The organism is Psychrobacter sp. FME5 (assembly GCF_014861375.1).
Classification (GTDB): Bacteria; Pseudomonadota; Gammaproteobacteria; order Pseudomonadales; family Moraxellaceae; genus Psychrobacter.
Genome location: NZ_RRYX01000046.1, coordinates 1 through 21,211, shown reverse-complemented (window position 1 = coordinate 21,211; position 21,211 = coordinate 1). Strand labels below are relative to the sequence as shown.

The window sequence follows — 21,211 nt, the reverse complement described above, 5'->3', positions numbered from 1 at the left end:
TAGGCTTAGATGTGTATAGTTCATGGTTGCAATCTCACTTTGGTCGGTGGATAAAAACTTTGATGCTAGCGCATCTAGGTCTTTTTTTCACCTCACATTTGGTATTGCACTTCATGTGTTAATCTAAGTCTTTAATCAACGGTTATAAAAACAACTAAGATCAATACTTCCAAACCAAGCTTTCAAACCAATGCACCTAGCCTTGATAACGCTCCATCGCATTAAGCCATGCTTGCCAGTCAGTTTTTACCGCTGCGTGCTCACTGCTGTCTTTTGACAAAGACTCGCTTCCCTCTTTTGCTAAATGCAGGCTTACTTTATGGGGAAATGCTTTTTCAGCATCAACAGCATCAACAGCCTCACTAGCGGCTAAAGGCTGGACATTAACACACATTAGCTCATCACGGCGAAAGAGATAACATTCGACATTATGCGCAGCCTTATTAAGCGCTGCCAACTGTTTACTATCAGCTTTGATACCATCAATCGCAATAATGACATCATGCGCTGAAATGCCAGCTCTAGCAGCGACACTAGCGCGTGCCACGCGGTTGACCTTGAGTCCAGCTGGCGTTTCAGTACAACGAATACCCCAAGGCACCTGTTTATCAGCAGTCTCTTTAGTATTGGTATGCAGGTTAATGCCGTTTGCTGTTAGTAGCGCTTCGATCGGTAATTCTTCAACGCCATTGACATAACGCTGCTCAAAGTTGTCCCAGTCAGCTGCAGGCATAAACTGCCCAATCACCGTGCCCATATCGGCACTACTGATACCGATGCGTTTATTGTCGTTTTTCTTAGCTTGAGTATAAAAAGCTTTGACCACATCAAACAAGCGATAGCGACCATTCGTTTTTTCAAGCAACGTTAGATCCAAACACAATGCCACCAATGCGCCTTTATTGTAGTAACTAATACCCGCATTGCCTGTATTCTCGTCGTTACGATACAGTTTAATCCACGCATCAAAGCTCGACTCTGCGACACTTTGGTGCGCACGCCCAGCCGTTTGATAGTAACGATTGATTTGTTCGGCCAGCAGCTTAAGATAGCTGGGCTTATCAATCACGCCAGACGCTTGCAACATAAAATCATCGATATAAGAAGTAAAGCCCTCAAATACCCATAGCAATGGCGTAAAAGCTTCGCGGCGTAGATCGACATCTAACATCACATCTGGGCGTACTGTCTTAACCCACCATGCATGAAAGTATTCATGGCTGCATAAACCCAAAAAACGCTGATAATCTGTGCTTGGTATGTTTGGCTCATCGATACTTGGTAGGTCGCGACGCGGCGTAATCAGGCTGGTTGAATTGATATGCTCAAGTCCACCATAATCCTGACCACTGGCATAAGTCATAAAAGTATAGTCATTAAAAGGCGCATCGCCCAACCAATCTAGGTAGCTCTGACAAATCTGAGTAACATCTTGCTGCAACCTGCCCATATTGGCATCGTGCTTACCCGAGAGGTAAAAACGGTGATGAAGCGTTTGATGCATATTATCTTGAACAATAAAATCAAAGGCGTCCTGCTCTGCGATTTCAAATGGGTAATCAATCAACTCGTGATAGCTGTCTGCCTGTAGCCCATAACTGTGCTGCCCATCAAGACTTAAATGAGTAGATACCAAACCACATGCCAATAGCACGCGGCTGTCTTCTTTGTCTGCTAAAAATGCAGCTGGAATAATTAAGCTGGCCTGTACAGGTTTATGTGTTTGCCCTTCAACTGCCAATGCTAGCGAGGTAAAGTTGCCGTATAGACGCTGCTGATCGACATAGGCGGTCCGCACTGATAAATCGTAACAGTACACTTCATAATGGATTTCTATGGCTTGCCCTGCCTTAACTTGTGGTAGTTGCCAAGTATTCTTATCTATTTTCGGCGCGCGATGCGTTTCAAAATCAGCCTTGCTGCCTAGCACACGATAATGCACCGCGGTAATGTTGCGGGCAAACTCACGCATCAAGTAACTACCCGGAATCCAAGCAGGCAACCAAAGCTGAGGCGAGTCGGCTGTTGCCGTAAAAGTGAGCGACACATCAACCAAATGTTCTAAAAAACGCTCGAAATCGAACCGATAACTGATATCAGCGTTTATATTATTGGCATGATTGTTAATGGTATTGGTATCCGTTGACTGACGATTAGCAGTATTGGCAAATGAGGTCATAATCTTTTTCATCCTTATTTTTAACATTATGGTAGAAGCCCTCGCCCAAAAACGCAACTGACAAACCGTGAATACCCTGCTGGCCACCTTTAAATAATAGAAAACAGCGATTGTTTCTATCAAATATGACATTTATTAGAATTAAATGACATTTTTTATTATTTTCGCCTTGAAAGTCATGTAAGGCATCTCAATTAAAGATGCTAACTGCTACAGTTACTTTAATAAACTGATGATAATTGTCTAATGACGTGGCTATTTAGCTGGCTGATTGGCTTTTTTAGGTTTATTGCAATCGTATTTAATTTTTTACACCGATATATTTAGGATATTTTATGACTACTATCGCAAAAGACACTGCCGTTCAATTCAATTACACGCTAAAAGATGACGAAGGCAACATCCTTGACCAATCTCCAGAAGGTCAACCACTTGCTTATTTACATGGTCACAGCAATATCATCCCAGGCCTAGAAAAACAATTAGAAGGCAAATCTGCTGGCGAAAAAGTAAACGCAGTTGTTGAGCCTGCTGATGGCTACGGTGAGTATCAAGAGCAAGCAGTACAACATGTACCACGTGATAACTTCCAAGGCGTTGACGACATCCAGCCTGGTATGCAGTTTCAGTCAGAAGCTGGTGGTCAAGTAATGCTAGTTACCGTTACTGCTGTAAACGATCAAGAAGTCACTGTTGATGCAAACCATCCATTGGCTGGTAAGCGTCTGACCTTTGATGTTGAAATCCAAGAAGTGCGTGCTGCTACTGAAGACGAGCTAAACCATGGCCATGTACATGGCGCTGGTGGCGTTGAGCACTAATCTCTTTTTGAGAATTTAGTGAGAATGACTAAATAATAAGCAGTTAATTCGCTTATTATCTGGTTTAAAAAGGTCGGTAGCTATGTCTACTGACCTTTTTTTGTGTTTGTCATTTATAAAGAGTGGTTTATAAAAATAAGAAGGGTTTAATTTTCTATCGATTAAGTTTCTATCGATTAAGTTTCTATCGATTAAGTTTCTATCGATATCGTGGAGTCACTTTAAAAGCGATACAAGACTATTGCTTCAATCGTCTGTTTTTTTATTAATTACTATTTTCCAGACGTAACAAAGCCGCATAACGACTAGCATTATGCGGCTTTTATCACCAACCATCCATGTTAACGTTATATGAGGCTTAATCCCGGGGCATCCTATAACTGTCAGGCATCCAGCCTTATCATCCTTAACCAGCAAACCACCTATCCCTGATGCGATCTTTCAGATACCAATCCCTAGTATCAATGAACCGTTTCGTTCAATCGTGCCGTACAGTTATAATCGCAGATTGGCCGATGGTTAGTAAGAGGTATAAACGTCAATCGATGTAAGCATATGCTTACATCGATTTATATAGCTGTTTTTATAGCTCAATACATCCTATTTATTCTATAGCTTCTCTTCTGGGCTAAGCAGTTCTTTGGGTTCAGCGCTGAGCATGATATAGGCCGCTTCATTAATGAATACCTCGTCTTCGGGCAACTCTGGGCGTTCATTGGCTTTCATTTGACTGCGCTCTTCAAATTTTGCATCCATTGCTGCTTGATAGGTATTCCAATTGGAATACGGGCGCTCACCAGAGGCGATGAGGCGTTTGTTTTCCGCTTCCAATGAGCGTTTTTCAATCAGCTGCATCTTGGCGCGGCGGCTATTGATATCGAGATTAACCGCCTTCTTTTCATCATCCATATCACGAATATCGTTGAGCGTTGATAAGTAAGTAAACTGCGGGTTTTTCTGTTGACGAATTTTGGACTGCTGATTTAGGGTGGCTAAAGTGTCGTCAGAAAACTTGCCTTCAGGTTTGTAAGGAGCGGTTTTAATGGTATCCCAAGGCAACGCTTTTTTCTGCGCGCGCTCGCCAAAGGTTGCGTCATCATAGATATTGACCAACTCAACGTCAGGCACAACGCCTTTATTCTGCGTACTACCACCAGTAATACGGTAAAACTTACGCTGCGTTAAAGTCGCTGAACCCAATGCCAAGCTATCGAGTTGAATTTGTGCAGAGCCTTTACCTGTTGTGGTACTGCCGACCACCAAGCCACGACCATAGTCTTGAATAGCAGCAGCGAAGATTTCACTGGCAGATGCCGATGCTAGGTTGGTCAACACCACTACCTTGCCGTCATAAAGCTGTTCGCCACCATCATCGTCACGATAGACCTGAATATTGCCGCGGTTGTCACGGATTTGTACCATCGGTCCACTCTTAATAAAGAAGCCCAGCATTTTGGCCACTTCATCTAACGAGCCGCCTGGGTTATTACGCAGATCAACCACCAAACCATCAATATTTTCTTTATTCAGCTCTTTCAGTGCTTTTTCGGTATCGATACTGACACTACGATAGTTTTCGCCATTACGGCGGGCACGATAATTTAAATAAAAACTCGGGATTTCAAGTACGCCGATACGCTTGGGTGTTTTGTCAATATTAGGACGCTGGACTTCGACGATACGCTGAGTAACGCCTGATTCTTCTTGCTGAATGATGTCACGAACCACGGTCACGTTACGGGCGCTGGCGTCCGGCGTATTAGGCTGACGCAGCTTGAGCGTGACTGAGGTACCACGCTTACCTCGAATCAAACTGACAATCTCACGTGTCGACCAGCCGACCACATCAGTCATGGTCTCCCCATCTTTTGCGATACCCACAATTAAGTCATTGGGCTTAATCTGACCAGATTTCGCCGCTGGGCCACCGTCCACTAACGTCACGATACGAGTATAATCTGGGTTTTTACGGTCAGGGCGAATAGAAACCCCGATCCCCTCTAATTGTAGGCTGGATTGGATTTGTAATTCATTGGCTTGAACCGGGGCATAGTAGTTGCTGTGCGGATCATAAGTCAGCATCGCTGTGTTTAAGATGGTCTCCATGATTTCATCATCTTTGAGACGTTTAGACTGCTCTTGCTGCCGCGACAAACGGTTTTGTAAAATCTCACTTGGCGTACGCTTATCGTTACGCACCAAATCCTGTCCACGAGTAATATCTGGATTGCTTAAAAATACTTTTTCTTTGGCTTTCTCATCTTCTTGACCCAAAGTAATACTCATCAACTGAAATTTCAGCTGACGCGACCAATAATCACGCTGCTCTTTTTTGGTTTTAAAATGCTTGAGCTTTTCACGGTCGAGGACGATGGTGTCTTTACTGGTCAAATCTAAGTCTGTTTTTAGCATTTTGCTTGCCATCACAAAATACTCGTTCGAGCGTTTACGATAACGTTCAAACACTTCTACCCCTGCAGACAAGTCTCCGCGTTTGAGGCGCGCACCAAATTCATCAGCATATTTTTTCTTAAATTCATCGACATCCGACTGCAAAAACAACGTATGGTTTGGATCAAGGCTATCAATATACATAGATAAAATCTCGCTACCTGTCTCGCTATCGAGCGGCTGATTGAGATAATGGCTACGATCCAGCAAGGCAGCTACTTGGCGGGTGGTGACTTTTTGTTCAGGCGTCTGTACAAAGCTCCCAGTATTGGTTTCTGCTACCGCAGTGCCATAGCTCTGGGCGAGAATGATACCGGCGACGCCCACTGACGCGGCACTGAGTAACCACTGTGCTGGTTGTTTTTTCATCATGTATACCTAGTTATTTTACGTTAATAATATTATTTGTTTTATCAAAATTAAAGCAGGATTGGTGAGTCACTGCCCACGACGTTTGTTATTTTTCTGCCTTCACTTTTCTGCTGGCGGTCACTTGTCATTTAGCATTGCCTTGCTGATAATACTTTTTAACAATAGCTTTTGAGCTACCACTTCTAAATTTTATTATCGTCTGCCGATATATGTTTAAAAATCAAACAATACTAACATGAGCATAAATACTGGACTGTCTCAAACTGTATAAGCAATATTACACGCTACGCCAGCACATACCAAACTTTCTAACATATTTATTATGTCTGTTTATCCATCAACATGGACAGCTATAGGTATTCACAGATTGATTTGATTGTATGACATTGTGACATTGTGACATTGTGACATTGTGACATTGTGACATTGTGACATTATGCTCGATTAATAATAACTGTCATAATACAACTGTCTGGATGATAGCCTAATATTGTGATTACTCATTATCTATCGTCAGTTAAACCCATTCAATTACACTCATAATATAACAATAGTTAACCTATAAGGATTACGCAATGTACGGCGTTTTAATGATCGATATCGATAGTACCGTATTAACGGCTGAGGATATTAGCTTAATCAAACAAGCACAGGTTGGTGGGGTGATATTATTTGCCCGAAATGTCACAGATGCCGCGCAAGTGCGAGCATTATGTGATGACATACGCTATCACAATCCTGATATTTTAATTGGTGTCGACCAAGAAGGTGGGCGCGTTGCCAGATTACGTAATGGATTTACCCCTCTACCTGCCATGGGTCGTCTTGGTGAGTTATTTAATAAAGACCCCAGCCAAGCGCTTGCTCGTGCCTATGATTGTGGTTATTTAATGGCGACAGAAGTATTGGCCGTAGGCATTGATTTAAGCTTTGCACCCGTACTCGATAGAGATGGTATCAGTCAGGTCATTGGCGATCGTAGCTTTCATCATGACCCGCAAGCCATTACGGCTCTGGCGACCCAGTTTATGCGCGGCATGAAAGCAGCCGGCATGGCAACCACGGGTAAGCACTTCCCCGGTCATGGTGCTATCGCCCCTGACTCACATGTGGCTGAGGCCGTCGATACACGTAGCTTTGATGAAATTATGCACAGTGATATGCAGCCTTTTGCGCAATCGTTACCCTGGCTCGATGCCTTAATGCCCGCGCACGTTATTTTCTCACAAGTGGATGACAAACCAGCAGGATTCTCTAAGATTTGGCTCAAAGACATCCTACGCAATCAGCTTGAGTTTGATGGTGTCTTATTCTCTGATGATCTATGCATGGCAGGGGCTCAAGCCGCTGGTGATGTCAGCGCTCGTGTAAAAGCTGCCATCGAAGCAGGTTGTGATATTGCGCTGGTCTGTAATGACCGCGTTGCCGCGCACGAAGCAGCAGAGACGGCGCAAGAGCTGCCTTATCCCAACCAAAACCGTATCAAAACCATGTGTGGCAATATACCCTTATGGCAAGGCGAGCTTGATGCTACTTGTCAGCAGTTTGACTACTGGCAACAAGCAAAACAAAACGTGACTCAAACCTTTTTTAATCTTGAATCTGAGGTGCAAACTTCTGACTTCAAAGACCCTACCGCTTATATATAGTTAAAATACTTTAAAAAACGCTACGATACTGTGGGTATAGTTTTTTTGCAGCCTCTGTCTGCGTAGGCACAGCAAGCAAGAAAAAACGGTACCTGCAGTACGTGATGTAGCGATATTACTTCTCACTGACTATAAATAGTCACTTATAAATAATAGCCTTAGCAAAATAAAAAAACCGCACCTTTTATAAGATGCGGTTTTTTATTGCTACGTTATTAGAAGCTTTTTAACCTCATAACCCTTGGATTAATTTGTTGGGTCAATGGCGGTACCTTGAGTTGCGTCATCACCATCTGGCAATAAATCATCGTTGTTACTGTCTAAAGGGTTTAAATCAGGATCAAGCGCATCGTTAGTAATAGCCATACCGTCATTAACATCAGCATCAGCACTAGCATTGGCATCGACTGTTTCATCATTTACCATGAACTCAATGCGGCGGTTACGAAAGCGTCCCTGTTCGGTTGAGTTATCAGCGATAGGATCTGTCTCGCCCATGCCTTTAGTCATAAGTTTGCTTGGGTCGGCGCCTTGGGCGACCAAATACTCCTTCATAGATTCGGCACGCTCTTGCGATAGCTTCATATTATAATCCGCGTCAGCCGTTTTGTCAGTGTGACCAATAATCATCAATTTCATGTTAGGCACTTGTTCCATAAGCGCCACAGCATTGTCTAACAATGGCTTGTTAGCATCTGGAATCACTGCTTTGTCTACTTCAAAGTTAACGACTTGTAAACTTAAAGCGCGCGCAACATCACGAGGATCTGGATTGTCACCAAGATCATCCATAGCTGCTTGCGATGCTGTTAAGCTATTATCGATCTCGCTTTGCTCATCCAACGGACCTTCGGCTTTTACCGTCATCGCTGGGGCAGCGGCTTGTAAGTCATCGACCAACTTATCTAATGTTGCAGCATCGGGTGCGTTAACAATAATATTATCACCTTTGATAACCATGCTGGCGTTTGGTACATTTTTGACGATAGGCAGTATAGTGGCAAGCTGGGCAGCCGCTGGCATATCTATTGCAAAATGGTCATCAACATCGGCGCGGCATTTACTGGTTTCATCACCAAAGACGCCAGTTAACGCATCCATCACATTGGTCTGTAAGGTCTCATCACCAACATTCATGCGGCAAGCGTACAGTTCACTGTTTTCACCAGTGGCAATACGCAATGACGCAGGCTCAACATCAGCAGCAACCGCTGTTTGTCCATCGTCATCTGCCGCTTGTTGCGTCGTAGCAGCTGGTGTGGCGACAGGCTCAGGAGTTTCTTGGCAACCACGCAGTAACGCCCAAGCCAAGGCCCCTAAAATAATCAAGCCAATGATGGGTAACAGCGCCTTCATAAAGCTGCCTTGCGGCTCTTCTTCATGTTGCAATGGTGCCGTACTTACCGTATCAGAAATACGCGCTCCAGCAGCAGGCGTGGTAGCCAAAATCCCGGCGGGCAAAACGGCACTTGCCCATGCAGGAATATGATGTTGATAATTTGCAAGATTATCACTCAAAAACTGTGGGACAGGTGTGGTACCAGCCAAACTTTTAATTTCGTGAAAAGCCAGCGGTGCTGCCATAGCAATCAAACCACGAGCGGCTGTTACATCAACATTATGCTTGCCAGCCAACTCACGCGCGATTTGGTCACGGTGCGAGCCATCTGTCCACACGCGATCATAGAACCCTTGGTCGTCACGGGCGATATTCTCATTGGCAAAGCGGTCGTAAGTATCATTGTCTGCCAGACGGGCGGCAAAAATAGCATAAAACTGTTCAAGTAGATTTTTCTTAGCTGGGCTACGGTCATCTTCTAGTACTGCTGGGCTGACTGTGCGCGTCAAATGACTGATAATATCCATAATATAATTCTCCTATCAATGCTTACTTGGCTTATTTGTATAATTAGAATGCTTAAAAATTGACTCAATGAAACCTTTAGGTGGTATGAAAGTATGTGGTATTAAAGTATATGAGCTGAAAGCCACGACCATGGTTGAAAAAACCATCGTCCGAGCTATATTCAATTTTTATCATTATAAAAGTATTAAGCGAGTATTAACAATCAACACGTTGTTGTGCAAATGCTACGTTAGGTAATGTTTCAGTTGTCACACGTAACCATGTATACAATAAAATATAAATTATCAACATGCCAATACGTGATTATGACCGAGACTTTATCAAGTCCTTTGCCTTGTAATACAGCAACATAGTTGATTCACTTTAAAACCGATACGCCAAATATTCTTTATGATCGAATCATTTATTGCCTTACCTGTGCAGGCTCAGCGACGATGACTGTACTGGCCATCTCATCGACTTCCTCTGGCGAAAAAGGACCTGGTGGTCTGGTCGGTCGGTTATTGCTCGGTGGATTTCTTTGTATATTGCTCGGTACGTTACGAGGAATACTATCAGCAGCATTGTTAGTATTATTAACATCATTGTTATTTGGAGCAGGAGCAGGTATCACGTTATCACCTGTATCATCATCTGATGCCTGATACTCTCCAGCCCCATTGTCATCATTACCATACTGGTTATTTGTGCCCGCACCCTCATTTTCAAACTGATTATCTTCCTCATTCATCGCATTGACATCATTGTTTTCGGGCAATGGTAGTGGTGCCGTACTATCGATTGTCATTGCTGGTGCCAAAGCACCTATATCCGTAACCAATCGCTGCAACAACATACTATCTGGTGCCTCTAACGTAAGGCGGTCGTTTTGCAACTGTAAGCGTGCAAACGGCGTTGACCTAAGCATGGTCAAGATGTTGGGTAACTTCTCTACAGAAATGTTAGCAATACTGGTTGCAGTGTCTGTTTGTACCGCCAATGTGCAAATGCTCGCCTGCTCACCAAAGCTAGTATTTAATGCATTTTGTAAGGTGCTTTGTAATGCTTCATCACCCACAGTGGCACTACAGGTATAGAGATTACCGCTATCGTCCATGCCAATGATGAGCTCGACTGGGGTCATAGTCTGCTCTGCTGGCGCAGGTGGTACGACCACAGGCGCTGTCACAACAGGTTCCACTGGCACAGTATTACTAGGCTTTATCAATAAAGCCCAAACAGCCAACCCAATCGCTGCCACCGCTCCTATTAACAAAAACACTCGTATTAGTAGGTCGTTACGTTGATTACGAGTGCGCACTTCGACTCGCTTCATGTTGTCGTTTTCTGCCAAATGATGCGCAGCTGGATTGGCATGGATGGCATCAGTACTTTCTATACCCGTACTCTCTATACCTGTACTTTCATCAGTGTTGTTTATATCAGCTACCGTCGATGAGGTAGTGGGCGCCGCCACTATCGCGCTTGTACTTCCATCAGAATCTTGAGCTTTATCTAGCGCACGATCATTCCTTGTGGCAGTACCAGCATTCACTACATTATTTGAGTTGGTGTCTTCACCAAGGCTTTGAGTCGCTGTGATAACGGGAGCCGACCATATAGGTAAATAGCTACGCAGCGCAGATTGTTCTGCTTGCAAAAATGCGGGTAGAAACTGTCCATCGGCCAATATTTTGAGCTCACGATAAGCCAATGGAGCGGCATTAATGAGTAACTGCGCGGTCTTAACCTCATCTATATGATGGGTGGCGGACAGCTCTTGAACAATAACCTGCTGCATCCTAGGGTCGTGCCATAGTTGTTCAAACAATGGACGTTCTGTGACCATATCAGCTGCCATCACTTGCTCAGCGCGAATTAACTGTGAGTAAATCTGTGGCAATGCCAGACGTGCTGCCAAAATGGCATAAAACTGCTCAAGTAAGCTAATATAGGCCACGCTACCTTGGTTATCACTGCTGCCTTGGTTATCATGGTCGCCTAATAGAGCGGGGGTTACGGTTTGTTCCAACTGCTCAATAATACTCATAGATGACTGCCTTTTTCGACCTGCACTTTAACTTTATAAAAGAATGAATGGTTCGTTTTTGTTTTATGTAGTAATACATTACCTACCCTAGAAAACTGCTGGCATTCATGACATCGTGATCGTCAGTATATGAAGCTTTACTCATTCTGCCTGACGCAGGACTACATTACTCACTATAAAAGCATAGAAATGCACTATTTTGTCACACAATAAGTTTTCGCCTCCTCATAACTACTGTTAGTATTGTTTCATTATTGGTCATATTTAGTTTTGACTAAGCCCTAATGCTAATACTTAGGCATTGAACTAGGCTCTGAACATTGCCATCATTTATAACATTGCCATTGATAATATTGGCACACACCAGGCGCGGCCTAAGGACTTTCCTTTGTTCAATCATACGACACTTATTATCATTATTACGGTTATTGTCAGCCTAATAGCGTGGCAAAACAAGACGTTTTTTAATCGGCTTATTTTTTATCCACCAGCGATAAACAATGGGCAATGGGATCGCTTTGTAACGCATGGCTTTATCCATGCCGATGGCATGCATCTGCTGTTTAATATGTTTACCTTATACTTTTTTGGTCGTGCCATCGAAGGATTGTATAAGCCATTCTTATTCGGTTATGGTTTCGTGGTTTTTTACGTATTGGCCATTATTATTGCGATGATTCCAAGCTACCTTAAGAATAAAAAAAGCGCCAGTTATTTAAGCCTTGGCGCGTCAGGCGGTGTATCGGCGGTGTTGTTTGCTTTTATTTTGCTGGCCCCATGGGAAAAAATCTATCTATTTGCGATAATCCCCATTCCTGCGATACTATTCGCGGTCGCTTATGTTGCTTATAGCATCTATGCCGATAAACGTGGTGGCTCAAATATCAATCATATGGCGCATCTATGGGGCGGCGCATTTGGGGTAATAGCCACGATTATTTTACAGCCACAAGTATTGCCACATTTCTTAAATGCCTTGCTGTCGCCTGGTTTTTAGACCTGGCTCGTTTCTATTTTTCATCGCTGTCTGAATAGTTGGCTATCGGTTGATGGCGCTTGATATCCTGTACAATGTTAACTTTAAAAATTTGATGATTTATTATGATTATAGATATTATCGGTGATATTCATGGTTATGCAGACAAGCTAGTCGGTCTGCTAAAACAATTGGGTTACGTACATAATGGTCAACATTTTGTGCCGCCAGCAGGTCATCGAGCGTTATTTATCGGTGATTTGATTGACCGTGGATCGCAGCAGGTGGAGACGCTAGAGATTGTCTTTTCCATGCTTGATGCTGACGTGGCCGATGCAGTGATGGGCAATCACGAATATAATGCGTTGGCATTTTCTACTCTTGATCCCGATAATACTAGCCAGTATTTACGCTCCCATAATGAGATACATAATCGTCAGCATGAGGCGTTTTTAGCCGAAGTACCATTTGGCTCAGAGCGACATCAGTATTGGCTACAACGCCTATATGAGATTCCTTTATGGCTCGAAACAGACTACGCTTGCTTTGTACATGCTTGCTGGGATGTCGATAGTATGGCGATACTTAAACCCCTGTTGACTGATAATAACTGCCTAACGCCGCATGGTTTAGTCGCGACTTCTAAAGAAGGCACCGCACCATTCGATGCGCTAGAGCGTGTGTTAAAAGGGGTCGAAACATCGCTACCTGATGGTATTGTAATGGTCGATAAAGAAGGTACGAAGCGCACACGAGTCAGAGTGCGTTGGTGGCTGGATGAGCTAAATAAACGCACACTTCATGAAGTTGCTCGCGCCCCTACTTCTGCATTGGCTCAGATTCCAAATGAGCTGCTGGCTGAAAATATTGATTTTGCGCTAAAAACCGATAAACCGGTATTTGTCGGTCATTATTGGCTGACTGGCGCGCCTGAACCCTTGAGTCCACAAGTCGCTTGTACCGATTATTCGGCAGCGGTAGACAGTGGTTATATGACGTGCTACCAGCTCGATACCGAACAGCCATTGCCATTAAAATCTAGTAATTTTGTACAATATCGTCATGATAATACTGCCAGTAATCATCAATAAGAGTAATGTTATTTATTTTACTTCACTATTAAACAGCAATCTTGGCTTTACGAATGTAGCAAAACTTTTGTATGATGGTCTTTTTGAGGATATCAAAGCATGAGCACCACATCAGCTACTGTTAACACGATAGATCAAGACGGCCCTATTACCTCTCCTACAGGTCAACCAAAAATTGGCATCATCATGGGCTCACAATCTGATTGGGCGACCATGAGCGCCGCAGCACAGTTGCTCGCAGACTTTGATATCGCTTTTGATTGTGAAGTAGTCTCGGCACATCGTACCCCAGACAGATTGTTTGACTACGCTAAGAGCGCCAAAGGTAACGGTCTACAAGTGATCATCGCTGGGGCTGGCGGTGCAGCGCACCTGCCTGGCATGTGTGCCAGTCAAACACCGCTGCCTGTTTTTGGGGTTCCTGTGAAATCATCCATGCTCAGTGGTTGGGACAGCTTGCTGTCTATCGTGCAAATGCCAAAAGGTGTGGCAGTTGGTACCTTAGCGATTGGCACAGCTGGCGCTTATAACGCTGCCCTGCTGGCGATTCAGGTCTTAGCCTTGCATGATGACTCGATTGCGACTAAGCTGGATACTCTGCGTCAAGCGCAAACCGACACCATTCTTGCTAGCCCAACACCTGGTATTATCAATAACTAATGACCTATTAGGGCGTGTCCTCAATCTAAACGATAATACCTAAATGGGCTAAAAGTGCACGTCACTTGATATTTATTTTTAGATGAGCTTTACTTAATATAAGGTGCATGCAATGCACCTTTTCCTATTTTAATCGATTGATTTTTAGATTTAATACACCAACACATTATTCATTTTTAACTCAAAGAGCCTACCATGACTACAGCCAACGCTTACCCTGTTACCCAAACCATTCGTACCATCGGGATTTTAGGTGGTGGTCAGCTTGGTATGATGCTTGCCGAAGCAGCCATACCACTGGGCTATCAATGCGTATTTTTAGAAGACAATACTGACTGCCCGGCCAGTTTATATGGTCGTGTGTTTAGCAGTGAGCAATTAGAAGACTTCATTGCCGCAGCGGATGTATTTACCTTAGAATTCGAAAACACACCGACTGCGACTGTCAAACAACTGACTGACTTGTCAAAATCTGGTAGCAAACAAGGCATGTTTCCACCGCTGATTGCGCTCGATATCGCCCAAGACCGCTTAAAAGAAAAGCAGATGTTTAACGCGCTTGATATTGCCACTGTACCGTTTATAGAAGTCAATTCTGAAGCCGAATTAAATCAGGCTTGTGCTGACTTGGGACTGCCTATCGTCCTAAAAACCAGCCGCGGTGGTTATGACGGCAAAGGTCAGTTCGTTATTAAACAACACAGCGATATCAAAGCTGCTTGGCAGGAACTCAAAGATGCCGTCAGTGGTAAAGGCTTACTGACACCAACGCCCGCCCCGCTAATCGCAGAAGGCTTTATTGACTTTAGCCGCGAGGTTTCTATTATCGCTGCACGCGCCCAAAACGGTCAAGTTCGCTGCTATGACTTGGTCGAAAACCATCACCATCATGGCATTTTAGCCAAAACCCAAGCTCCTGCCGTTGGTACCAGTCATTTATTTAAGCAAGCAACTGATGCCATTACCATGATTATGGATCATCTCGATTATGTCGGCATAATGGCACTTGAGCTATTCGTGACCAAAGACGCACGCGGTAATGATGCATTACTGGCCAACGAGATTGCCCCGCGTGTGCATAACTCTGGGCATTGGAGTATTGAAGGCGCAATCACTAGCCAGTTTGAAAATCATATCCGAGCCGTGGTCAATTTACCACTAGGCGATACCGATAATGTCCATCCAGCGATTATGCTCAATGTCTTGGGTCAGTATCCTGATATCAGCGCAGTACTAAATATCGACGGTGCTCATTATCATAGCTATCATAAGGCTGAGCGTGACGACCGTAAAATTGCTCATATTACCTTGATGCCCAACGATGTTGCCGATTTAGAGCCCGCATTGACCAAGCTGGTCGCGGTCTTGCCTAATAAAGTGGGCCTTGATAAAAAGACGACTGCTATAAATAGCCAACCAAAAACTGAAGATGACTTAGCTAATGCTAAAAAATCTAAAACGGATGTTAAAAATAAAACAAGCTCACTCAATAACGATAACCAGCAAAAAGAGGCTCAAGTAGCCCCGATTAAAGAAACCTCGACTAAAGCAGATAAGGCCAAAAAATAATGCAAATTTGGGTGGATGCAGATTCAGTGCCATTGATTGCTAAAGACTTGATTATCAAAACCGCTGAACGCACACAAACCATGGCGATATTCGTCGCCAATCAACCGATTAAACTGCGTAAGTCACCACTGCTGGTTATGACAGTGGTGCCATCAGGGTTTGATAAAGCCGATGATTATATCGTCGAGCAGATACAATCAGGCGATTTGGCGATCACCAGCGATATTCCTTTGGCCAATGATATTTTGGACAAAGGCGGTATGGTATTAACGACACGCGGCGTGGTCTACGATAAAAACAATATCAAGCAAAAGCTTAATATGCGCGACTTTATGGACACCATGCGCGGTACAGGCGTGCTCGAACTGCAAGAGATGAGCGGACAAAAACCTTATGGTGACCGCGACAAAAAAGCCTTTGCCGACGGCCTTAACCGCTTGGTGCGTTAGTTTTTATAGCAACTAATTTTGCAGCTTAACTTTTCTACATTTTCTTAAATAGTTGAGCAAATTTACAAAAGATACAGTGCTACTGGTATGAATTTTTTGCAGCCTCTGTCACGCCTGCGAACAGCAAGCAAAAAAAATTATAGCAGTAGCACGTTGTTAGAAACGTATTTCTTTCATTTTAGCCTAACTATACGCTCTGGGCTTCCTTGCAAACCGTATACATTCCATAACTAAACACTATGCAATCGGCACGCTTCATAACGAAGTATGCCGACTATTGTTGTTACGCTATATTCAGTTTTAACAACAATAACGTGTATAAAAACCAATATAACAATAGGAATGATTATGAAAATTTTAGTGATTGGTGCAAGTGGTCGAGTGGGTACGGATTTGGTTAAGCAGCTATTAGCGGATAACCATCAAGTGGTTGGCACCACCCGCCAAGAAAAAAAGCTATTTGACGATAAGAATTATAGTCAGCTAGATTTAGACATTACCGCTCATAAAGACGCGATTCAAAAGCAGATTGATAAAGATATCGACGCGGTCTATTTTGTCGCAGGTTCTGGCGGTAAAGATGTCTTAGAAGTTGATTTGCATGGTGCGGTCAAAACTATCCAAGCAGTACAAGATAAAGGTATTAAACGTTATATCATGCTGAGTACAGTATTTTCGTTAGACACCAGCAAATGGGACAGTCCGGGAATTGGTGATTTAAAACAATACTATATCTGCAAACACTACGCCGATCAGTGGTTGGTGAATGACAGCGAGCTTGATTACACCATCGTTCAAGCAGGTGCGCTAAAAGAACGTGCAGCGACTGGTAAAGTTGCCATCAATGATGATAATGCGGGTGAAAACTCAATTGAAGATGTCGCCACGACTTTAGCCGCTGTACTAAAAGCAGATAATACTATCAACAAAGTATTTAGCATGCATAATGGCGAAACAGCTATAAATGACGCTATCGCAAAACTATAGTTCGTTTTAAAATAGTTAGTTCTAAATAAAAAGAGCGAGTAGACCTTTCGGCTTACTCGCTCTTTTTAATGACTATCAAATAGATAACTACTTAATAGCTAATTACTCAATATAGTTGATGCACTTTAAAACCGGTACAAGTGCTACTGGAATAAATTTTCGCAGCCTCTGTCACGCTGGCGAACAGCAAGCAAGAAAAATTTATTCCAGTAGCACGTGGCTATTTACTTTATTATAATCGTATCGATTTTATTTAGAGCCACTCAATCAATAACTAACTATGCCAAACCACTTGGAAACGAAATTACTTCCTCTAAGCTCTTCGCGCCTGTGAGCACCATCAGCAGCCTATCAACACCGACTGCAATACCGCTACAAGGTATTAAAGCATCAGAGGCCGCCAATAGATGCTCATCGATGGGCATTTTCGGCAGATGATGACGCTGACGTAATTGATTGTCTTGCTCAAAACGCGCCCTCAATGCCGCGCCATCTGCCAGCTCGTCATACGCATTAGCAATCTCAATGCCATTAATATAAAGCTCAAAGCGCTTAGCAACTTTATTACCGTCTTTGTCCAAAGCAGTTTTAGCCAAAGCGGCAGTCGCTGGCGGATAATCAATAATCAGCGTCGGTAAATCATGACCCAGATTGGGCTCTACTGCGTGGCTAAACAATAAATCCAACCAGCTCTGACGGATATCGTCTTTGCTATCGATTGTGCTATTTACATCATTATTAAAATCAAAACCTATCAAACCTTTGTCTTCTGCCACCGCTCGTAGTGCTTCAAGACTGGCAGTCAGCGGATGGATGCCCACAAAATCCATAAACGCATCAACATAACGGTAATGACTCATCACGACAGGATAGCCATAAAGCGTCTCTAATAGCTCTCCCAGCTCAGCGGCCATATCATCTAGGCTATAATTGGGCTGATACCATTCGAGCATGGTAAATTCGATATTATGGCGTACGCCTATTTCATTATCTCGAAAGACGGAACAAATCTGATAAATAGGTACTTGCCAACTGGCGAGTAAACGCTTCATGGCAAATTCAGGCGAGGTATGTAAATAATAGGCACAGGGTTTATCCTGATAAGTGATTTGCGCGGCGACTGACTGCAAAAAAGTATCGGTATTTCCTGCTTGTGATAGTAGCGGCGTCTGTACCTCCAATACTTGGCGACTGGTAAAAAACTGACGGATATCGTTTATGAATTGCGCGCGCTGCTGCGCCATGGCTAAAGTTATGGTGGGAGCATAGCTAGGCTGAGTAGGAGAACTACTTACTTGGTTACTTGCTTGGCTCATTGCTATCTACACTGCCTCATCAATTATAAAAGTAGGATTCTAAACGGTATTGTTAACCCTTAAAATTGCCATTCACGGCGCAGACGATAATCACGGCGCAATTGATCAAAGTCAGCGCCCCTTACTTGACCATTCACTGTTTTGTTCCTCAATGCAGCATCGTCTCGCATGATATCGTAGAATTTTATCAACCTATCTGGATGGGCTTTTAACTCAGACCATAAAAACATATTAAGCGTCAGTAGATTGTGCATAGTTTGAGTGGGTGTGACATCCAATTTCTCACATAGAGCATCATAGATGATTTGCGTGCCACGCAGCTTTCCTTCGACCGTATATCCTGCGATATGCGGCGTAGCGATAGCGAGCTTGGCAAGCAAACTCTCCGCCACTTGCGGCTCATGCTCAAACACATCTAACACCACTTGCCGCTTAGTAGAGTTGATATCGGCTTCAAGGTCATCTGCATTAACCACAGGGCCTCGCGCACTATTAATAAGCATGGTATGCGGCGACATCATTGCTAGAGACTCTGCATTGATAAGATGCCGCGTTGGATAATCACTACCGTTGCTGGTTTTATCCTCACCTTTTTTATCTGTTAACGGGACGTGAAGGCTGACCACATCACTTTGGCTAAGCACTTGCTCGAGACTGGCGTTGTTGATATCTGAAGACGGCAATAGAGGATCATAGCCCAATATCTGCCAACCCAAATCACTCGCGTACTGCGCAAGTGTGCTACCGATATTGCCAATACCGATGATACCCAGCGTTAATGGCGTTATAGATTGCTGCCAATACTGTGGACGTAAAGTCAATATAGCGGTCACCACATACTGCGCGACTGAGTGCTTGCTACAACCTGCCGCATTGGCAAAAGTAATATTACGTGCTGCCAAATAATCTTGGTCAACATGATCAGTGCCGATAGTTGCAGAGCCAACAAACTTTACACTATCATTGTTAGCCAACAATGCTTCATCTACTGGGGTCACAGAACGTATCAACAACATGTCTGGCTGCAAATCTGCAAGCAATTGCGCGTTGATATCACGTCCAGCAACCGTGATAATATTCACAGTCTGTTCAGTCATTTGTCCAAGCGTAGAGGCATTAAAAAATGCATCCAAGCTGGCGATATTACTATCAGCCACAATAGTAATATTGTTAGTTGTATCGAGCCTATTTTTCATAGTATTGGTAACCATTTTATTAAAATTTATAACAGTAGCACGTTGCTATGGATGTATTGTTTACTCTGTTTCATTTGCTGGCGGCATGGCTTGAGGCGCAGATAATTCTACTTCTTGTGGGGCAAATATCTCGTTTTTATGCTGCGATATCCATTCACGCCACACCGCAAGCCCGATTGCCAACACCACAGGGCCAATAAACAGCCCAACGAAGCCAAACGCTGTTAGCCCCCCTAAAACCCCAATGAAAATAATAATAAAAGGAATTTTGGTGGCGCCACTAATGACGATAGGACGAATTAGGTTATCAACCCAACTGATAATAAATATACCCCATAATGCCAAGCCAATACCTTCTACGGTGTGCCCTTGGCTGAGTAGCCAAATCGATACGCCGCCCCAAACGAATGGCGTCCCAAATGGAATCAATGCAATGATAAACGTCACAATGGTCAGCAAAATAGGGCTAGGCGCATCGGCGAAATAATAACCAACGCCCGCTAGCATGGCTTGTGCCAAAGCCGTTAGGCCAATACCATATACTACCGCACGCGTGGTCGTACCTACAGAATCAATATAGCCGTCGATACGGTTACCGATGATATTACGCAATGCCTGGCGGATTTGTCGCACCAAGCTCGTCCCATCACGATAAAAGAAAAACAGCGTCATCAGCGCCATACCGAGCTTGGCAAGACCACTAAACACCACATCAAACGCGACTTTGCCATAATATAAATGTGACTGCACCCAAATACGAAAGGCTTCGAGTGTTCCCTCAGGGTTTTTATTAATTCTCCACAATATATCTTTTACCTGCTGCCCTATCACTGGTAAATCTTTGATGGAGTCTGGCACATCCAAATAACCCACTTTGATACGATAGATTAAATTGCTGATTAGGCTCAAAGCTTCTTGTTGTAAAATAAAAATCCCAATGACCAGTGGCAAACCTATAATTAAAGAGATGCTTACCGTCATAATAGCGGCACTAAAACTGGGGCTCAGCTTTACCTTTTGGTAAAAAAAGTTATAAACAGGAAAGGTCACATACGCTAAAATCGCCGCCCACAGTGCTGGCACGATAAAGAACTGTATCACCTGAAAACACAATACGAACAGTACAACCAATAAGGTAATAGCCAGCAAGCGCTGAATAATAAATTCTTTTGTCCAGTTTTCAATCATAGCGTATAAACCAAGGGAAGACAGCAAAGACCTATCGTGGCTTCGCTGACAAGTTTATAAATGGGTGATGAATATCAGTTCATAGAGTATACCTATAAAAGAGTATATCCATAAACGGTATTCATTTACGAGGGTAGAGAGTCATCAATATACAGGTAAAGAACTGCTTTAATCGCATGAATTCATAGAATACCGTAACATATTTATGAGCTATCTTTTTTATTACTTAGATTAACACATGAAGTGCAATACCAAATGTGAGGTGAAAAAAAGACCTAGATGCGCTAGCATCAAAGTTTTTATCCACCGACCAAAGTGAGATTGCAACCATGAACTATACACATCTAAGCCTAGGTGAACGATACCAGATTTATGCCCTTAAAGGGGCAAAACATAGTATTAAATTTATAG

At 43.4% G+C, this 21,211-nt stretch carries 15 protein-coding genes; 8 read left to right on the top strand and 7 right to left on the bottom strand.

Annotation, left to right across the window (positions count from 1 at the left end; translation table 11 throughout):
* Nucleotides 1–196 precede the first annotated feature (196 nt).
* The gene (locus EI161_RS07885; RefSeq protein WP_192522651.1) at nt 197–2,179 is read right to left on the bottom strand and encodes a M61 family metallopeptidase; all 1,983 of its coding nucleotides are present in this window, start codon (nt 2,177–2,179) and stop codon (nt 197–199) included.
* Between the two features lie 335 nt (nt 2,180–2,514).
* On the opposite strand from EI161_RS07885, the gene EI161_RS07880 reads away from it, so the two are divergent.
* Nucleotides 2,515–3,000 (top strand): FKBP-type peptidyl-prolyl cis-trans isomerase, encoded by a 486-nt coding sequence (locus EI161_RS07880; protein WP_192522650.1) that lies wholly within the window; start codon nt 2,515–2,517, stop codon nt 2,998–3,000.
* Nucleotides 3,001–3,609: 609 nt separating this feature from the next.
* On the opposite strand, the gene EI161_RS07875 is transcribed toward EI161_RS07880, so the two are convergent.
* Nucleotides 3,610–5,820: a carboxy terminal-processing peptidase gene (locus tag EI161_RS07875; RefSeq protein ID WP_192522649.1), complete on the bottom strand. Its 2,211-nt coding sequence runs from the start codon at nt 5,818–5,820 to the stop codon at nt 3,610–3,612.
* A 578-nt stretch (nt 5,821–6,398) separates the two neighbouring features.
* Between EI161_RS07875 and nagZ the strand changes: the two genes are divergently transcribed.
* Entirely contained in the window at nt 6,399–7,472 is a 1,074-nt protein-coding gene (gene nagZ, locus EI161_RS07870; protein ID WP_192522648.1) for a beta-N-acetylhexosaminidase, read from the top strand.
* 246 nt (nt 7,473–7,718) lie between these two features.
* Here nagZ and EI161_RS07865 read toward each other — a convergent pair whose 3' ends face one another.
* Both EI161_RS07865 and EI161_RS07860 read right to left on the bottom strand, forming a co-directional pair.
* Nucleotides 7,719–9,338, bottom strand: coding sequence for an OmpA family protein (locus EI161_RS07865; RefSeq protein ID WP_192522647.1), 1,620 nt, complete (start codon nt 9,336–9,338; stop codon nt 7,719–7,721).
* A 404-nt stretch (nt 9,339–9,742) separates the two neighbouring features.
* On the bottom strand, nt 9,743–11,368 hold the full coding sequence (locus EI161_RS07860; protein ID WP_192522646.1) for a hypothetical protein: 1,626 nt from the start codon (nt 11,366–11,368) through the stop codon (nt 9,743–9,745).
* Nucleotides 11,369–11,756: 388 nt separating this feature from the next.
* Between EI161_RS07860 and EI161_RS07855 the strand changes: the two genes are divergently transcribed.
* The 6 genes from EI161_RS07855 (at nt 11,757) to EI161_RS07830 (ending at nt 17,100) form a co-directional block, all read left to right on the top strand.
* Complete coding sequence (locus EI161_RS07855) at nt 11,757–12,365, top strand: rhomboid family intramembrane serine protease (RefSeq protein WP_192522645.1); 609 nt, start codon at nt 11,757–11,759, stop codon at nt 12,363–12,365.
* Nucleotides 12,366–12,469: 104 nt separating this feature from the next.
* Nucleotides 12,470–13,435: a metallophosphoesterase gene (locus tag EI161_RS07850; protein WP_192522644.1), complete on the top strand. Its 966-nt coding sequence runs from the start codon at nt 12,470–12,472 to the stop codon at nt 13,433–13,435.
* Between the two features lie 99 nt (nt 13,436–13,534).
* The gene (gene purE / locus EI161_RS07845) at nt 13,535–14,095 is read left to right on the top strand and encodes a 5-(carboxyamino)imidazole ribonucleotide mutase (RefSeq protein WP_192524565.1); all 561 of its coding nucleotides are present in this window, start codon (nt 13,535–13,537) and stop codon (nt 14,093–14,095) included.
* 195 nt (nt 14,096–14,290) lie between these two features.
* Nucleotides 14,291–15,664, top strand: a complete 1,374-nt coding sequence (locus tag EI161_RS07840; protein WP_192524564.1) for a 5-(carboxyamino)imidazole ribonucleotide synthase — start codon at nt 14,291–14,293, stop codon at nt 15,662–15,664.
* On the top strand, nt 15,664–16,113 hold the full coding sequence (locus EI161_RS07835; protein ID WP_192524563.1) for a DUF188 domain-containing protein: 450 nt from the start codon (nt 15,664–15,666) through the stop codon (nt 16,111–16,113). Before EI161_RS07840 ends, EI161_RS07835 begins: the two co-directional genes overlap by 1 nt.
* A 348-nt stretch (nt 16,114–16,461) precedes the next feature.
* A complete protein-coding gene (locus tag EI161_RS07830) occupies nt 16,462–17,100 on the top strand; it encodes an NAD(P)H-binding protein (protein WP_192524562.1) in 639 nt (212 codons plus the stop codon).
* A 278-nt stretch (nt 17,101–17,378) separates the two neighbouring features.
* Here the strand turns inward: EI161_RS07830 and epmA are convergent, their stop codons facing one another.
* The 3 genes from epmA to EI161_RS07815 are packed head-to-tail and all read right to left on the bottom strand — an operon-like array spanning nt 17,379 to nt 20,800.
* The gene (epmA, locus tag EI161_RS07825; protein WP_192524561.1) at nt 17,379–18,416 is read right to left on the bottom strand and encodes an EF-P lysine aminoacylase EpmA; all 1,038 of its coding nucleotides are present in this window, start codon (nt 18,414–18,416) and stop codon (nt 17,379–17,381) included.
* A gap of 59 nt (nt 18,417–18,475) precedes the next feature.
* Complete coding sequence (locus EI161_RS07820; protein WP_192524560.1) at nt 18,476–19,612, bottom strand: 4-phosphoerythronate dehydrogenase; 1,137 nt, start codon at nt 19,610–19,612, stop codon at nt 18,476–18,478.
* Nucleotides 19,613–19,672: 60 nt separating this feature from the next.
* Nucleotides 19,673–20,800 carry an AI-2E family transporter gene (locus EI161_RS07815; protein ID WP_192524559.1) on the bottom strand — a complete coding sequence of 376 codons (1,128 nt, stop codon included), beginning with the start codon at nt 20,798–20,800 and terminating at the stop codon, nt 19,673–19,675.
* Nucleotides 20,801–21,211 lie beyond the last annotated feature (411 nt).